Origin of the sequence: Micromonospora sp. NPDC049203 (assembly GCF_043197215.1) — a bacterium.
Classification (GTDB): Bacteria; Actinomycetota; Actinomycetes; order Mycobacteriales; family Micromonosporaceae; genus Micromonospora.
Genome location: NZ_JBICSV010000004.1, coordinates 272,557 through 287,872, shown reverse-complemented (window position 1 = coordinate 287,872; position 15,316 = coordinate 272,557). Strand labels below are relative to the sequence as shown.

Annotated in this window: 15 protein-coding genes; 9 read left to right on the top strand and 6 right to left on the bottom strand. The window is 72.4% G+C overall.

Going from position 1 to position 15,316, the window contains the following annotated elements; genetic code table 11:
• Positions 1-32 precede the first annotated feature (32 nt).
• The 3 genes from pstC to pstB are packed head-to-tail and all read left to right on the top strand — an operon-like array spanning position 33 to position 3,000.
• Complete coding sequence (gene pstC / locus ACGFIA_RS13760) at positions 33-1,118, top strand: phosphate ABC transporter permease subunit PstC (RefSeq protein WP_357389264.1); 1,086 nt, start codon at positions 33-35, stop codon at positions 1,116-1,118.
• The gene (gene pstA, locus ACGFIA_RS13755; RefSeq protein WP_357389266.1) at positions 1,115-2,203 is read left to right on the top strand and encodes a phosphate ABC transporter permease PstA; all 1,089 of its coding nucleotides are present in this window, start codon (positions 1,115-1,117) and stop codon (positions 2,201-2,203) included. The genes pstC and pstA overlap by 4 nt, the downstream gene beginning before the upstream one ends.
• 20 nt (positions 2,204-2,223) lie before the next feature.
• Entirely contained in the window at positions 2,224-3,000 is a 777-nt protein-coding gene (pstB, locus tag ACGFIA_RS13750; RefSeq protein WP_357389268.1) for a phosphate ABC transporter ATP-binding protein PstB, read from the top strand.
• Positions 3,001-3,074: 74 nt separating this feature from the next.
• On the opposite strand, the gene ACGFIA_RS13745 is transcribed toward pstB, so the two are convergent.
• Complete coding sequence (locus ACGFIA_RS13745) at positions 3,075-3,902, bottom strand: NUDIX hydrolase (RefSeq protein WP_393260111.1); 828 nt, start codon at positions 3,900-3,902, stop codon at positions 3,075-3,077.
• Between the two features lie 921 nt (positions 3,903-4,823).
• On the opposite strand from ACGFIA_RS13745, the gene ACGFIA_RS13740 reads away from it, so the two are divergent.
• Both ACGFIA_RS13740 and ACGFIA_RS13735 read left to right on the top strand, forming a co-directional pair.
• On the top strand, positions 4,824-5,408 hold the full coding sequence (locus tag ACGFIA_RS13740; RefSeq protein ID WP_393260451.1) for a DinB family protein: 585 nt from the start codon (positions 4,824-4,826) through the stop codon (positions 5,406-5,408).
• Between the two features lie 61 nt (positions 5,409-5,469).
• Entirely contained in the window at positions 5,470-6,438 is a 969-nt protein-coding gene (locus ACGFIA_RS13735) for a Gfo/Idh/MocA family protein (RefSeq protein WP_393260108.1), read from the top strand.
• A gap of 43 nt (positions 6,439-6,481) precedes the next feature.
• Here the strand turns inward: ACGFIA_RS13735 and ACGFIA_RS13730 are convergent, their stop codons facing one another.
• From ACGFIA_RS13730 to ACGFIA_RS13720, 3 genes are all read right to left on the bottom strand, one after another.
• Entirely contained in the window at positions 6,482-7,486 is a 1,005-nt protein-coding gene (locus ACGFIA_RS13730) for an inorganic phosphate transporter (RefSeq protein WP_357389274.1), read from the bottom strand.
• Positions 7,487-7,490: 4 nt separating this feature from the next.
• On the bottom strand, positions 7,491-8,117 hold the full coding sequence (locus tag ACGFIA_RS13725; protein WP_030504473.1) for a DUF47 domain-containing protein: 627 nt from the start codon (positions 8,115-8,117) through the stop codon (positions 7,491-7,493).
• A 150-nt stretch (positions 8,118-8,267) separates the two neighbouring features.
• Positions 8,268-9,218 carry a PPK2 family polyphosphate kinase gene (locus tag ACGFIA_RS13720; protein ID WP_357389276.1) on the bottom strand — a complete coding sequence of 317 codons (951 nt, stop codon included), beginning with the start codon at positions 9,216-9,218 and terminating at the stop codon, positions 8,268-8,270.
• A gap of 229 nt (positions 9,219-9,447) precedes the next feature.
• Between ACGFIA_RS13720 and sigJ the strand changes: the two genes are divergently transcribed.
• Entirely contained in the window at positions 9,448-10,401 is a 954-nt protein-coding gene (sigJ, locus tag ACGFIA_RS13715) for an RNA polymerase sigma factor SigJ (protein ID WP_357390122.1), read from the top strand.
• Between the two features lie 6 nt (positions 10,402-10,407).
• On the opposite strand, the gene ACGFIA_RS13710 is transcribed toward sigJ, so the two are convergent.
• Positions 10,408-10,914: a DUF402 domain-containing protein gene (locus tag ACGFIA_RS13710; protein WP_357390124.1), complete on the bottom strand. Its 507-nt coding sequence runs from the start codon at positions 10,912-10,914 to the stop codon at positions 10,408-10,410.
• Between the two features lie 123 nt (positions 10,915-11,037).
• Between ACGFIA_RS13710 and ACGFIA_RS13705 the strand changes: the two genes are divergently transcribed.
• The gene (locus ACGFIA_RS13705) at positions 11,038-13,182 is read left to right on the top strand and encodes an ATP-dependent DNA helicase (RefSeq protein WP_357481000.1); all 2,145 of its coding nucleotides are present in this window, start codon (positions 11,038-11,040) and stop codon (positions 13,180-13,182) included.
• Positions 13,183-13,235: 53 nt separating this feature from the next.
• Here the strand turns inward: ACGFIA_RS13705 and ACGFIA_RS13700 are convergent, their stop codons facing one another.
• Positions 13,236-14,522, bottom strand: coding sequence for an AI-2E family transporter (locus tag ACGFIA_RS13700; RefSeq protein ID WP_357469076.1), 1,287 nt, complete (start codon positions 14,520-14,522; stop codon positions 13,236-13,238).
• Positions 14,523-14,685: 163 nt separating this feature from the next.
• Between ACGFIA_RS13700 and ACGFIA_RS13695 the strand changes: the two genes are divergently transcribed.
• Entirely contained in the window at positions 14,686-15,033 is a 348-nt protein-coding gene (locus ACGFIA_RS13695; RefSeq protein ID WP_357390128.1) for a co-chaperone GroES, read from the top strand.
• A gap of 108 nt (positions 15,034-15,141) precedes the next feature.
• On the top strand, positions 15,142-15,300 hold the full coding sequence (locus ACGFIA_RS13690) for a hypothetical protein (protein ID WP_357469085.1): 159 nt from the start codon (positions 15,142-15,144) through the stop codon (positions 15,298-15,300).
• Positions 15,301-15,316 lie beyond the last annotated feature (16 nt).

The window sequence follows — 15,316 nt, the reverse complement described above, 5'->3', positions numbered from 1 at the left end:
CGACACCTCCTCAACACGAAGCGAGCGAGCAGATGGGTGACACCCCTCACCGCTCGGCCGACGCCGGCACCGGCGGGAACCCCGTGGCCACGAGCCACGAGCGACCCGCCGGTGCCTCGGCGCGTCTGGCCGAGCGCCCCGGTAACCCGGGCCGCCCCGACGGCGGCCTCGGCGGCGGCGGTGCCCTCCCCCGGGCCCGCGCCTTCGGCGCGGAACGGGCGTTCCGCGGCCTGACCCTGGCCGCCGGCACCACGGTCCTGGTGGTCATCGCGGCCATCGCGATCTTCCTCGTCGCCCGGGCCGTCCCGGCGCTGCGGGCCAACACCGAGTCGTTCTGGACATTCGAGGGCTGGTTCCCGAACGACAACCCGCCGCAGTTCGGCATCGGCGCGCTCGCCTTCGGCACCGTCCTGAGCTCGCTGCTGGCGCTGCTCATGGCGGTGCCGGTCGCGCTGGGCATCGCCCTGTACCTGTCGCACTACGCGCCCCGGCGGCTCGGCAACGCCCTGGGCTTCCTGATCGACCTGCTGGCCGCTGTGCCCAGTGTGGTCTTCGGCCTCTGGGGACGGGACTACTTCGCCCAGCCGGTCGCCGACCTGTCCGCGTGGCTGAACAGGTACTTCGGCTGGATCCCCATCTTCGGCGACGGCCCGTACGGCAACTCGATCCTGCTCGGCTCCGTGGTGCTCGCCATCATGGTGCTGCCGATCATCACCTCGCTGTCCCGCGAGGTGTTCCGGCAGACCCCGACCGCGAACGAGGAGGCCGCGCTCGCGCTCGGCGCCACCCGCTGGGAGATGATCCGCACCGCCGTCCTGCCGTACGGCCGGCCCGGCGTCATCGCCGCGGTGATGCTCGGCCTGGGCCGGGCGCTCGGCGAGACCATCGCGCTGGCGCTCACGCTCGGCTCCACGTACGCCATCTCGTTCAACATCCTTCAGAGCGGCGGGAACTCGATCGCCGCCAACATCGCCAACCGGTTCGCCGAGGCGAACGACACCGGCCGCGGCGCGCTCATCGCCTCCGGCCTGGTGCTGTTCGCGATCACGCTGATCGTCAACATCACCGCTCGGGCGATCATCTACCGGCGGCGCGAGTTCACGGAGTCGGCCGCATGACAACCACCCTTACCCCCCGCCGCCCGCGCCCGCCGGCCCAGCCGGCCACGCTGCGGGCGAGACGGCTTCCCGCGTACGCCGCTCCGGCCATCGCCGTCGCGGCGCTGCTGCTCGCGGCGGGCATCGTGTACGGCGCCGGCATCGGCGGCCCGGTCCTGGTCGTGGTGGTCGGCGCGCTGCTCTACCTGGCCGGTCTCTTCGCCGCGGCCAACGCGGTGGAGGGCCGCCGGTCGGCCCGCAACCGGACCTGGAGCGCGTTGATCCACTCCGCGTTCGTGCTGGCGGTGCTGCCGCTGGCGTCGGTGGTCTGGACGCTCGTCAGCAAGGGCTCCGAACGGCTGGACGCCGACTTCTTCGGCACCTCGATGAACAACATCGGGTCGCGGGACGCCAACGGCGGCGCGTACCACGCGATCGTCGGCACCTTGCAGCAGGTGGGCATCGCCACGCTGATCACGGTGCCGCTCGGCGTGCTCTGCGCGATCTACATCGTCGAGTACGGCCGGGGCCGGTTCGCGTTCACCATCCGCTTCTTCGTGGACGTGATGACCGGCATCCCGTCGATCGTCACCGGCCTGTTCGTGCTGGCCTTCTGGGTGTTGATCGTCTCGCCGTGGTTCAACGACGGGCGGCCGGGCTTCTCCGGCTTCGCCGCCGCGCTGGCGCTGAGCGTGCTGATGCTGCCCACTGTGGTCCGCTCCACCGAGGAGATGCTCCGCCTGGTGCCCGCGCCGCTGCGCGAGGGCGCGTACGCGCTGGGCGTACCGAAGTGGAAGACGATCCTGCGCGTCGTGCTGCCGACCGCGCTGCCCGGCATCGTCACCGGCATCATGCTCGCCATCGCGCGGGCCGCCGGTGAGACCGCGCCGGTGCTGCTCGTCGCCGGTGGCGGCGCGGCGATCAACTTCAACCCGTTCGAGAACAACCAGTCGTCGCTCGCCCTCTTCGTCTACCAGCAGGCCGGCGAGGCGTCGAGGTACTCGCCGGCACGGGCGTGGACCGCGGCGCTGACCCTGGTCGCCCTCGTCCTCGTCCTCACCGTGGCGGCGAAGCTGCTGTCCCGCCGCAACCGGCTCGGCCGATGAACCCCGGAGGTACCGCCACCATGGCCAAGCGCATCGAAGCCACGAACGTGACCGCCTACTACGGCGGGTTCAAGGCGATCGAGAGCATCAACCTGACCGTCGAGCCGAAGACCGTCACCGCTCTGATCGGGCCGTCCGGCTGCGGCAAGTCAACCTTCCTGCGGTCGATCAACCGGATGCACGAGGTGCTGCCCGGCGCCCGGGTCGAGGGCAGCCTCACCATCGACGACCAGGACATCTACGACCGGGACGTGGACGTCACGGCGGTCCGCCGGATGATCGGCATGGTCTTCCAGCGGCCGAACCCGTTCCCCACCATGAGCATCTTCGAGAACGTGGTGGCCGGGCTGCGCCTCAACGGCGTGCGGCGCAAGTCGATCCTGGAGGAGGCGGCCGAGAAGGCGCTCCGCTCGGCGAACCTGTGGGACGAGGTCAAGGACCGCCTCGCCAAGCCCGGCGCGGGACTGTCCGGCGGCCAGCAGCAGCGGCTCTGCATCGCCCGCACCATCGCCGTCGAGCCGCAGGTGGTGCTGATGGACGAGCCCTGCTCGGCGCTGGACCCGATCTCCACGCTGGCCATCGAGGACCTGATGTTCCAGCTCAAGGACAAGTTCACCATCATCATCGTCACGCACAACATGCAGCAGGCCGCCCGGGTGTCCGACCGGACCGCCTTCTTCTCGATCGAGAAGACCGGCGACCCGGGCCGCCTCATCGAGTACGACAACACCCAGAAGATCTTCAGCAACCCGGCCCAGAAGAAGACCGAGGACTACATCACCGGCCGCTTCGGCTGAGATGTAAGGAGGGGCCCCCTGTTAACGCCTCCGGTAGAGGAAGGGGCCCTTTTTAACACCGCCGCCGCCTGCGGTCAGCTGAGGCGGAAGCTGGGCTCGGCGCCGTCCAGGCCCTCGATGTACGGGAGGATCGGCGTACCCGGATCGCGCTCCGCGGCGGCGCGGGCCACGCCGGCGAGGTCGCCCGCGGCGACGACCTCGGCGAGCGTGACCATGGTCGGCGGCAGCATGGTCAGCTCGCCGGCCTCCGCCCGGGTCAGCGCGTCCGCCGGGCGCAGCCACAGCGTGTGGTCGGCCTCGCCGGACACGTCCCGGGTCCGCTGCCCCTCGGGCAGCAGGGCGACGAAGAAGTACGTGTCGAAGCGGCGCGGCTCGAACTCCGGGGTGATCCAGCGGCTCCACGGCAGCAGCAGGTCGGACCGGAGCGTGAGGCCGCGACCGGCCAGCAGGTCCGCGAAGCCGACCCGCCGTCCCTCCAGATCCTGCCGGGCCGCCTCCCAGTCGTCGCCGCTCACGTCGCCGACCACGTTGTCGGGGTCCGGCCCGGCGAGCAGCACACCCGCCTCCTCGAAGACCTCGCGGGCGGCGGCGCACACCACCGCCTGCGCTGCGGCCGGATCGAGCCGGAGCCGCTCCCCCCACGCCGCCGGGTCCGGGCCCGCCCAGCCGAGATGCGCCTCCGAGTCGGAGCGGTCCACCCCGCCGCCGGGAAAGGCGTACATGCCGCCGAACGTCATCGCCGCCACCCGGCGGATCATGTAGACCTCGAATCCGTCGCCGGCCGGACGGAGCAGCAGCACGGTGGCGGCGACCCGGGGCACGGCCGGTACGGCGCCCTCGGCCCGGAATCGGCGGGCGTGCTCCACCAGGGCGGGGGGTGCGGCGAAGCCGTCGATCGTCATGCGCCCGAGCCTAGTGCCGTGACGGGCGACGCCGCCCCGCCGCCCGATGCCGCCCTCCTCCGATTGCAGCAGTACTCCACCCGGTCGCACTTCCGTGGCTGAACGGCATCGATCGGCGGGCACGCGTTCTCGACTACGGGTGCGGCTACGGCCGGCTGGCAGGGCTGCTCGTGCGGCAGGGCTTCGAAAATGTCGAGGGGGGGTGGATGTCGCGCCCCGTCTCGTCAGCCGCGCCAGGAGCGAGGCGATTTCCACCTCGTCGCCAGCCGCGAGGTCGCGGTGGAGACGATGAACGGCCGTCCGGCCCGGGCGAGCCAGCGGTTGGTGGCCGCGCCGCAGCCCGGAGCATCCAGGGCCGGGCGCGATGGCACGGGAGACGCCTGACGTCCCGACGGGTGAATCACCTGCCGGTCCCGGAGCACGAGGCGATGGCGTGCCGGGCATGACGCGGTGGGCAGTCCGGTCGTGCTCGCCGGCGCACGCGGAACTCACGCTCCACACACGGGTGCCCCAATCACACCGGGTAGTTTTCGCCCAGCCACTGGCACACTCCTCCGCCGCCTTTGCTCTGCAGCCGAATCCGCAACGGTGACCCTCCGCGAGCGGTGCGCAAACGGCTGCAGAGCAAAGGGGCCGGGGGGACCTTCACCGAGCCGGGAGCAAGGTGGGCTTATGCCCGGTAAACCCCTTCTGGAGACTCGACCCTGACGAGTAGCAGACAACCGCCGTGACGCTGTGCAATCTGCACGCTCCGTGTGCGCCGGTCCGATGTTCAGATGGACGGTTCGAGGGCTCAGCGACAGAGACCGCGGAAGCCCTTTCCCCGCACCGCGCGGCCAGTCGCGCACCTCCGGGCGGCCCAGCGGGCCGTCGGCACGGGGCTACGGCGGCCGGCCACGCCTGGCAGGGTGGTGACCTGTAATCGACGACTTCGCGAAGCAGTACCTGCACCACGACCTGCGTCAGATCCGCGAGGTGCTGCTGTGGAAGCTCGACGGGCTGTCCGAGTACGACGTACGCCGCCCTCTGACCGCCTCCGGCACCAACCTGCTCGGCCTGGTCAAGCACCTGTCGTTCACGGAGGCTCGGTACTTCGGCGAGGTGTTCGGCAGGCCGTTCCCGGAACCCCTGCCCCGATGGGACGATCCTGATCCGGACGGCGCCGACATGTGGGCGACCGAGCACGAGAGCCGGGCAGGGGTGCTCGGCCGCTACCGGCGGGCGACCGAGCACGCGGACGCGACGATCGACGCCCTCGCCATCGACGCTCCCGGCCACGTGCCGTGGTGGCCCCGGCCGGACGTCAAGTTGTTCAACGTCATGGTCCACGTGCTCGCCGAGACCAGCCGGCACGCGGGGCACGCCGACATCCTGCGCGAGCAGCTCGACGGCTCGACCGGGGCGTGGGCCGCGTACGCGCACCTGGAACCCGAACCGCCGACGCTGGCGACGCGGCGGGCGATGATCGAACGGGCCGCCCGGGCCGCCGCCGACGCCCACGGCTGAGCCGTCCCGACCGGTGGATCACCCTCCCGGCCTCCGAGCGGTACGGGATAGCGTGCCGGGCATGACGCGTTGGGGAATCCTGGCCACCGGAAACATCGCCGCCCGCTTCGCCGAGGATCTGCGGCTGGTGCCGGACGCCGAACTGCTGGCGGTCGGCTCGCGTACCCGGGAGAGCGCCGAGCTGTTCGCGCAGCGGCACGACGTGCCGCAGGCGTACGCCTCGTGGGCGGAACTGGCCGCGGACCCGGACCTGGACGCGATCTACGTGGCCACCCCCCACGCCGCCCACCACGAGGCGGCGCTCGCCTGTCTGGCCGGCGGCAAGGCCGTGTTGGTGGAGAAGCCGTGCACGCTGGACCTGCCGACCACCGTCGAGCTGATGGAGACGGCTCGAGCCCGAGGTCTGTTCCTCATGGAGGCCATGTGGATGCGGACCAACCCGCTGATCCTGCGCGTGCTGGAGCTGATCCGGGACGGCGCGATCGGCGAGGTCACGCACGTACGGGCGGACTTCGGCGTGGCCGGGCCGTTCCCGCCGGAGCACCGGATGCGGGCCCGTACGCTCGGCGGCGGCGCGCTGCTCGACCTCGGCGTCTACCCGCTGAGCCTGGCCCACCTGGTGCTCGGCGTGCCGCAGCACGTGCAGGCCTGGGCGAAGCTGACCCCGGAGGCGGTGGACGAGAACACCGGAATGGTCCTCGGCTGGGACTCCGGCGCGGTGGCGACGCTCAGCTGCGGCATGGTCGGCGCGACAGCGATCACCGCGTCGATCACCGGTACGACCGGCCGGATCGACCTGCCCGAGCTGTTCTTCCGGCCCGCGCACGCGGTGCTGCACCGGGCCGGCGCCGAACCGGAGACCGTTCCGGCGGACCTGACCGGCGGCGGCTACCAGTACGAGGCGATCGAGGTGCAGCGCTGCCTGGCGGCCGGGCTGACCGAGAGCCCGCTGGTGCCGCACTCCGCCACGCTTGAGGTGATGGGCCTGATCGACGACGTCAAGGCCCGGATCGGCGTCTCCTACGCGTGAGGGGTCCCCCGCCACGGCGGGGAACCCCTCGGCGTCAGGTCACTCAGAACAAGGGCCGGACCAGCAGGTACGCCAGGCAGGCGATCGCCGCGGCGGCCGGGAACGTGATGATCCAGGCGATGACGATGTTGCCGGCCACGTTCCAGCGCACCGCGGATAGCCGTTTCGTCGCGCCCACACCCATGATCGCCGAGGTGATCGTGTGGGTGGTGGAGATCGGCGCCTTGAGCACCAGCGCGTTGAAGTAGAGCACCGCGCTGGCCACGGTCTCGGCGGCGAAGCCCTCCGCCGGGCCGAGGTCGATGATCTTCCGGCCGAGCGTCCGGATGATCCGCCAGCCACCCGCGTACGTGCCGGCGGCCAGCATCGCGGCGGAGGTCCAGAAGACCCAGCCCGGGATGTGGGTCTTGCTCTCCTGGAAACCACCGGTGTAGAGCGCCAGCACGATGATGCCCATGGTCTTGGCGGCGTCCTGCATGCCGTGGCCGACCGACATGGCGGCGGCGGAGGCGGTCTGCGCCCACCGGAAGCCACGGCTGAGCTTGCCCGGCTGCCCCTTCCGGAACAGCCACATGATCGCCAGCATCATCAGGAAGCCCAGCACCAGGCCGACCACCGGCGAGAGCACCATCGGGATGAGGACCTTCTCGATGATGGTGGCCCACTGCACGATGCCGTCGGCGGCGAACAGGGTCGCGCCGACCAGGCCGCCGAAGAGCGCGTGCGACGACGAGGACGGCAGGCCGAAGTACCAGGTGATCAGGTTCCAGATGATCGCACCGAGCACACCGGCGAAGACCACGCCGAGGCTCTCCACCCCGGTCGGCAACGTCACCAGCCCGTCGCCGACGGTCTTTGCCACCCCGGCGCCGAAGTGCGCGCCGACGAAGTTGCCGACGGCGGCCAGCGCGAGCGCGATCCGGGGGGTCAGCGCCCGGGTCGAGATGCTGGTGGCGATCGCGTTCGCCGCGTCATGGAAGCCGTTCGTGTAGTCGAACGCCATGGCGACCGCGATCACCGCCAGCACGGCGATGAGTTCGGGACTCACTGGCTCAGGACTCCTTGACCGCGATGGTCTCGACCGTGTTGGCCACGTGCTCGAAGGCGTCGCAGGCGGCCTCCAGCTCGTCGGCCACCTCCTTCATCTTCAGCACCGTGAGCGCGTCGTACTCGCCGGAGAAGAGACGTACGAGCAGCATCCGGTACGCCTGGTCGCCGTCGTTCTCGAGCCGGTTGCACTCGATCCAGTAGTCCTCGAGATCCTTCATCGACTTCAGCCGGGGCATCGCCTCGGCGGTGAGCTTGGCCTGCAGGTCGAGCACGTTGACCAGCTCGTGCAGCTCGCGTGGGAGCGACGGGAGCTTGGTCAGGCCGTACAGGTAGAGCAGGTTGCCGACCGCCTCCAGGTGGTCCATCACGTCGTCGAGCAGCGAGCCCAGCCGGTAGATGTCCTCGCGGTCGAACGGCGTGATGAACGTGGAGTTGATCTTCTTGTACAGCTCGTGCGTGATCTGGTCGCTGTCGTGCTCGATGTCGGTCAGCCGCTCGCTGATCGACTGCACGTCGGCGCCGGGCAGGCCCAGCTCGTTGAGCAGGTCGGTCCCCTTCACCAGGTTCTGCGCGGCCCTGGTGAAGAGCTCGTAGAAAGCGCCCTCGGTGGGACGGAAGGAAAACTTCACAGCACGGACCTCGTCGTGTCGGTGGAAGGGTGGCCGTCGCCCTCCGGGGCGTCTGCATTGCGCATGCTAGGGACCGCGTCCAGGCGGCTTTCGATCGGCCCACCCGTGGTCAAGCCCGATTCACCGCTCGTTCACCTTCCGTTCACCTGATCACCCGCCGAGTTGGTTCCGTAACCGGTCACGCTCCCGTTCAACGTCGAAATCGGCAGGCGGATACCCCAGATCCAACCCGTCGAACGTCTCACGCAGCAGGTGGGCGACCGCCCAGTCGCGATACCACTTGCGGTCCGCCGGCACCACGAACCAGGGCGCGGCGTCCGTGCCGCAACGCTCCATGGCCTCGGCGTACGCCGCCTGGTAGTCGTCCCAGCGGGCCCGGGTGTCCAGGTCACTCGGGTTGAACTTCCAGAACTTCGTCGGGTCGGTCAGCCGCTCCATCAGCCGCTCGCCCTGCTCGGCGTACGAGATGTGCAGCATGACCTTCACCACTGTGACCGCCTGCTCGGTCAGCTCCCGCTCGAAGTCGTTGATGACCTCGTACCGGGATCGCCAGGTCGCCTCGTCGACCAGCCCTTCGACCCGGGCGATGAGCACGTCCTCGTAGTGCGAGCGGTTGAACACGCCCACATATCCGGGTGGCGGCAGTGCCCGGCGCACCCGCCACAGGAAGTCGTGCCGCAACTCCTCCTCGGTCGGCGGCCCGAACGAGCGGATGTGCAGCCCGAGCGGGTTCATCGCGCCCGCCACCCGCTTGACGGTGCCGTCCTTGCCGCCGCAGTCCATCGCCTGGAGCACCAGCAGCACCCGGCGCGGCCGGTTCCCGTCCAGTCCGGCGTCCGCCTGAGCCGGCGCGCTGGTGGCGCTGCCCGGACCGGCGGCGCCCTGCGCCGAGGCGTACAACATCTCCTGCTGCCGCCCCAGTTCCCCGCCGACCAGTTCGACCTGGGCCCGCGCCCACTCCTTGCGCCCGGGCCCGCGCCCGGCCGCCGCCGGCAGACCCGGCGTGGACCGGGGATCGATCGCCGCCAGATCCACCGCCCCGGACCCCACCCGCAGCAACTCCCGCATCCGCCCGCCCTCGGGCCCCACCACCTCACTCATCCCCCGATCCTCACCCCCTCGGGCCATTCCCGCCCGCCCACCCCGTCGCTCTTGCGGTTGCGGCCCCCGACACGCCCGGAAAGCGCCGTTTGTCGGGGCAGAAAGTGCAAGATCGACGGGGTGGGCGGGACGGGGCGGGGGCGGGGCGGGGGCGGGGTGGGGGCGGGGTGGGGGCGGGGCGGCGGGCGGCGGGGCAGCCGGCGCGGGCGGTGGGCGGGAGAATGGGCGGGTGGACGAGCTTGCGGGGGAGTTCGAGGCGGAACGGGGGCGTCTCCTGGCAATCGCGCGACGGATGCTCGGCAGCCGCGGCGAGGCCGAAGACGCCGTGCAGGAGACCTGGCTGCGCTTCTCCGGGGCGCTGAGCGATCCGGAGCAACGCGCCCGCGTACGCGATCTGCGGGGCTGGCTCGTCACCACCTGCTCCCGGATCTGCCTGGACGTGCTGCGCTCCGCCCGGGTACGCCGGGAGGCGTACCCGGGTCAGTGGCTCCCCGAGCCGGTGGTGACCGCGGCGCCCACGCCGGACGGGTTCGCGCCCGACCCCGCCGAGCGGGCGGTGCGGGCCGACCAGCTCGGCACCGCCCTGCTGGTGGTGCTGGAACGGCTGACGCCGGAGCAGCGGGTGGCGTTCGTGCTGCACGACGTGTTCACGGTGCCGTTCGGCGACGTGGCGGACGTGCTCGCGGTGACCCCGGAGGCGGCGCGTCAGCTCGCCTCCCGGGCCCGCCGGGCGGTGCAGGGGCCGGACGCGCCCCGGCACAGCGCCGACCTGGCCGAGCAGCGACGGGTGCTCAACGCGTTCGTCGCGGCGGTGGAGTCGGGTGAGCTGGAGCAGTTGGTGCGGGTGCTCGCCCCGGACGTGGTGGCGATCGGCGACTCCGGCGGCCACTTCCCGGCGGCCCGCCGCCCGGTGGTCGGCGCGGAGGCGGCCGGACGCCTGCTCCTCGGCCTGTTCGGCCAGGCCCGCAAGTGGGGCGCGATGCGGGTACGGCCGGTGCTCGTCGACGGCGCGCTGGGCTGGCAGGGGGAGGTCCCCTACCGGGACGGACGGATCATGCGGCTGGTCACCTCGTTCGCCGTCCACGAGGGGCGGATCACCGGCGTGTTCAACCAGCTCAACCCGGACAAGGTCGGTGAGCTGCCGCCGCTGGGGACGGACGCCGTCTGGCCGCCGCGCTGGTGACCCGGCTCAGACCACCACGGCAAGCCACTTCCGGTACGACGTGGCGAACGGCTCGGTGCCGTCGCCGAGCGCGCCGAGCAGCCAGCGGGACGCCGCCTCGGCCTCGGTGACCACGTCGTCCGGGTAGCCCCAGCGGGCCCGGTGCTCGGCGAACTCGTCCTCGTCGCGCAGCTCGACCAGGCCGGTCTCGCGGCGGCGCACCACGTCCAGGTCGAGGTCGATCAGGTGGACCGTGTCCTCGCCCTCCCAGCGGGCCGGGGTGGCGATGTCGCAGTAGACCTCGCTGGTGCGCGGCGGCGGGTTGAACATGCCGGTCCACCAGCCGTGGTGCGGCACCAGCAGGACGAACGGGATCTGCTCGACCGAGGGGCGGCCGTGGTAGACGGACTCGGTGCCGGCGGGCACGCCGAGCCAGACGCCGAGGTCGTCCTCGGCCAGCCGGCGGGCGGGGTAGTCGCGGTGGGCGCTGCCGTCGTACTTGCGGTAGATCACGCGGACCACGTCGCTCGGCATGCCTGGCACCCTAACCGATTCCGGCCACGCCACGCGATCGGGAAGTAACCGGACGCGACCCGCCGTCCGCCACGCCGCCGGAGGGGCCGGACCGCCGTCGGTGCCGGCGGGTACGGTCGCACGGTGACCCCGTCCCGCACCGCCACCGGCCCGGCCGTCCCCAGGAAGCGCCGGAGCAACCGACCCGGTGCCGGGGAGCTGCTGACCGCCGCGGTGGGCGCGGTTCCGGGCGGCGCGGCCCGGCCGGGTCAGCAGCAGATGGCCGAGGCGATCGAGCGCAGCATCACCTCCGGTGAGCACCTGCTGGTGCAGGCCGGCACCGGCACCGGCAAGTCCCTGGCCTACCTCGCTCCGGCACTGACCGTGGACGGGCCGGTGGTGGTCTCCACCGCCACGCTGGCGTTGCAGTCCCAGCTCGTCGAGCACGACCTGCCCCGGCTGGCCGACGCGGTCGAGCCGGTGCTGGGCCGCCGCCCCACCTTCGCCGTGTTGAAAGGCCGCCACCACTATCTCTGCCTGGCCCGGCTGGACAGCTCGGTCGAGGACGAGCCGGACGACGCGCTGTTCGACGCGCCGCGCCCCGGCAACGGCGGCACCAAGTGGCTCGGCGAGGCGGGCCGGCTGGGCAAGCAGGTGCAGCGGCTGCGCGACTGGGCCGAGGAGACCGCCACCGGCGACCGGGACGAGCTGGACCCGGGCGTGGACGAGCAGGTGTGGCGCAGCGTGTCCATGCCGGCCCGGGAGTGCGTCGGCGCGAGCCGCTGCCCGTTCGGGCAGGAGTGCTTCGCCGAGGCGTCCCGCGCCCGGGCCCGTGAGGCCGACATCGTGGTCACCAACCACAGCCTGCTCGCGGTCGACATGCTCGCCGGGCGGCACATCGTGCCGCCGCACCGGCTGCTCGTGGTCGACGAGGCGCACGAGCTGGCCGACCGGGTGTCGTCGGCCGCCCAGGCCGAGCTGGTGCCGGAGCTGATCGACAGGTCCACCCGGCGGGCCCGGCCGCTGCTGCGCCCCGACGTGGCCGAGCGGCTCACCGAGGCCGGTGACGCGCTCGCCGTGGGGCTGGCCGAGGCGCCGGCCGGGCGGCTCACCGCCGGTCTGCCGCCCGCGCTGCGCGAGGCGTGCACGCTGCTGGACTCGGCGACCCGGGCCGCGCTGGAGGCGATCGGCGACGTGAAGGCCGACGACCCCGATCCGGTACGCAAGCAGCAGGCCAAGGCGGTGCTGGACGAGCTGTCCACCACCGCCCAGCGGCTGCTGGAGGAGGCCGACCACGACGTCGCCTGGGTCGAGAAGCCGGACAACGGCAGCCGCCGGGCGCTCGTCGTGGCGCCGCTGTCGGTGGCGGGCACGCTCGCCACCCACCTGTACGACGAGCGCACGGTGGTCGCCACCTCGGCGACGCTGGCGCTGGGGGGCCGCTTCGACACGGTGGCCCGGGCGCTGGGGCTGGACGCGCCGCCGCCCGCCCCGCCGTCCCCGGCCGCCGCCGCGCTCGCCACCACTGCCGCTGCCGGCCGTTCACCGGTCACGCCGCCGGTGGCCGCCACCGAGGGCAGCCGGGCATCGATCGGCACCGTACCGGCGACCAAGGGGCCGGGCTGGAGCTCGCTCGACGTCGGCTCGCCGTTCGACTACGCCCGGCAGGGCATCCTGTACGTGGCAGCGCACCTGCCCCGCCCCAGCGTCTCCGGGCTGCCCGGGCCGGCGGGTGAGGAGCTGCTGGCGCTGGTCGAGGCGCTCGGTGGTCGTACCCTCGGGCTCTTCTCGTCGCGACGGGCCGCGCAGCAGGCGGCGGAGCTGGTCCGCGCGCGGACCGACCTGCCCGTGCTGCTCCAGGGCGAGGAGGCGCTGCCGCTGCTGGTGCGCCGGTTCCGCGAGGTGCGGGAGAGCTGCCTGTTCGGGGTGATGTCGCTCTGGCAGGGGGTGGACGTGCCGGGCGACGCCTGCCAGCTCGTGGTGATCGACAGGCTGCCGTTCCCCCGCCCGGACGAACCGCTCGCGGCGGCACGGGCGGCGGCGGTGGACGCCGGCGGCGGGTCCGGGTTCGCGGCGGTGAGCGTGCCGATCGCGGCGGTCCGGCTGGCCCAGGGCGTCGGCCGGCTGATCCGGGCCACCGGCGACCGGGGCGTGGTGGCGGTGCTCGACTCACGGCTGGAGACGGCCCGCGGGTACGGCCCGTTCCTGCGCCGCTCGCTGCCGCCGTTCTGGTACACCACCCGGCCGGAGGTGGCCCGGGGCGCGCTGGAACGGCTCGCCAAGAGCTGACGCCCGCGCCTCCCCGGGCGGGGGTGACGCGGGCGTCGGCGGGTCTTGCCTGATCAGGGCGCCTGGGAGGCGACCACCACCGCGTCCGGTGGGGTGTCCGGCACGGTACGCGCGGAGAGCCGGCGCACCGCCGTGTTGAGTACGGCGATCAGCGGCACCGCGACCAGCGCGCCGGCGATCCCGGCGAGCACCACTCCGGCGGCGATGCCGATGATCACGGCGAGCGGGTGGATGGCCACCGCGCGGCCCATGATCAGCGGCTGGAGCACGTGGCCCTCGATCTGCTGCACCCCGACCACCGCGGCGAGGATGACCAGCGCGATGCCCGGGCCGCTGTCGACCAGCGCCACCAGCACCGCCACCACGCCGGACAGGAACGCGCCGACGATCGGGATGAACGCGCCCAGGAAGACCAGCGCGGCCAGCGGGAACGCGAACGGGATGTCGAACAGCACCAGGAAGATGCCGATGCCGACCGCGTCGATGAAGGCCACGAGCACCGTGGCCCGCACGTAGGCACCGAGCGTCGCCCAGGACGCGCGGCCGGCGTCGTCGACCTTCCAGCGGGCGGCTACCGGCAGCAGCCGGACCAGGAACCGCCAGATGTTGTTGCCGTCGCGCAGGAAGAAGAACGTGGCGAACAGGACCAGGACGGTGCCGGTGAGCACCTCGGCGAGCGTGGCGGCGGTGCTGAGCGCACCGCTGGTGAACCGCTCGGTGTTGCCGTTGATCCAGTTCTGCGCCTCGTCGATGTAGCGGTTGAGCTGGCTGTCGGACAGGTGCAGCGGCCCGGTCTTGAACCAGTCCTGGATCTGCCGTACGCCCTCGGAGGACTTCTGGCTCAGCTCCGGTACGCCCTTGATGAACTCGTTGACCACGAACGTGAGCGTGCCGACGACAGCGGCCAGGCCGGTGACCAGCACCACGGCGGTCGCCAGCGAGCGGGGCAGCCGGGCCCGGAGCAGCCAGCCGACCGCCGGGGCGAGCAGCGCGGAGAGGAGCAGCGCGACGGCCAACGGGATGATCACGATGCTGATCGTGCCGACGATCTTGAGCAGGGCCCAGGTGACGATGCCGATCACGATCAGCCGCCAGCACCACGCGGCGGCGATGCGCAGCGCGTGCGGCACCTCGGTGTCGTCCCGGCTCACAGTCGACGAGTGCAACGCCGCCGGCGGCTCGACGCCCACCACGGCCGCCTCCGGCGAGGCGGCCGGGCCCGGTGAGGCGGGCGAGGCCACGCCCCCGTCCGCCGCCTCCGCGGCGGCTGCTCGCCGGGTCCGGGCGGCTTCGCGGCCCGACTCGTACGCACGGCGGAGCCGTCCGCGCATCCGCTCCATGCGGCTCAAGCGCACCTCCGGCAAAATCAGCCCCACCGGGTCGCAGGGGGCACAGGAAACGTCCGTACGCCCCACCCTAGGGCGACTCGGCCACACATTGCCCGCCCGGCACTCTCACCAACCACGCCGGAATCGGCTGACGGCCACGCGGTAGCGTCTTCGCGTGACCGCCGACCAGAGTCTCGACGCCGGGCTGCCGATCCGCCTGCTGCACGACCGCGTGCTGGTGCGTACCGAGGGTGGTGAGGGCGAACGCCGTTCCACCGCCGGCATCGTGATCCCCGCGACGGCCGCCGTGGGCAAGCGGCTGGCCTGGGCCACAGCGGTCGGCGTCGGGCCGAACGTCCGCGCGATAGTGGCCGGCGACCGGGTGCTGTTCGACCCGGACGACCGCTCCGAGGTCGAGCTGCACGGGCGGGCGTACGTGCTGCTGCGTGAGCGGGACGTGCACGCCGTGGCGGCCGAGCGGGTGGAGAGCACCGCGGCCGGGTCCACCGGCCTCTACCTGTAGCCCCACCCCTCTGGCGGCGGTAGCTGCGCGGCGGCGCCGTTTGCGGCGCTGCCCGGCGGGAAGCCCAGGCACCTCAGCGCGCCCCTGGGGAGGGACACCATGCCGGTAGTGATCAAAAAGATCCTCGCCTGGGGATTCCTCGCGTTCCTGATCTACTTCATGGCGTTCCGGCCGGACGGGGCGGCGCAGGTGTTCAAGGGCATCGGGGCCGCGCTGATGGCCATCGCCCAGGGGCTCGGTGACTTCCTGACCGGCCTGATGAGCTGACCCCCGCCACCGAGCG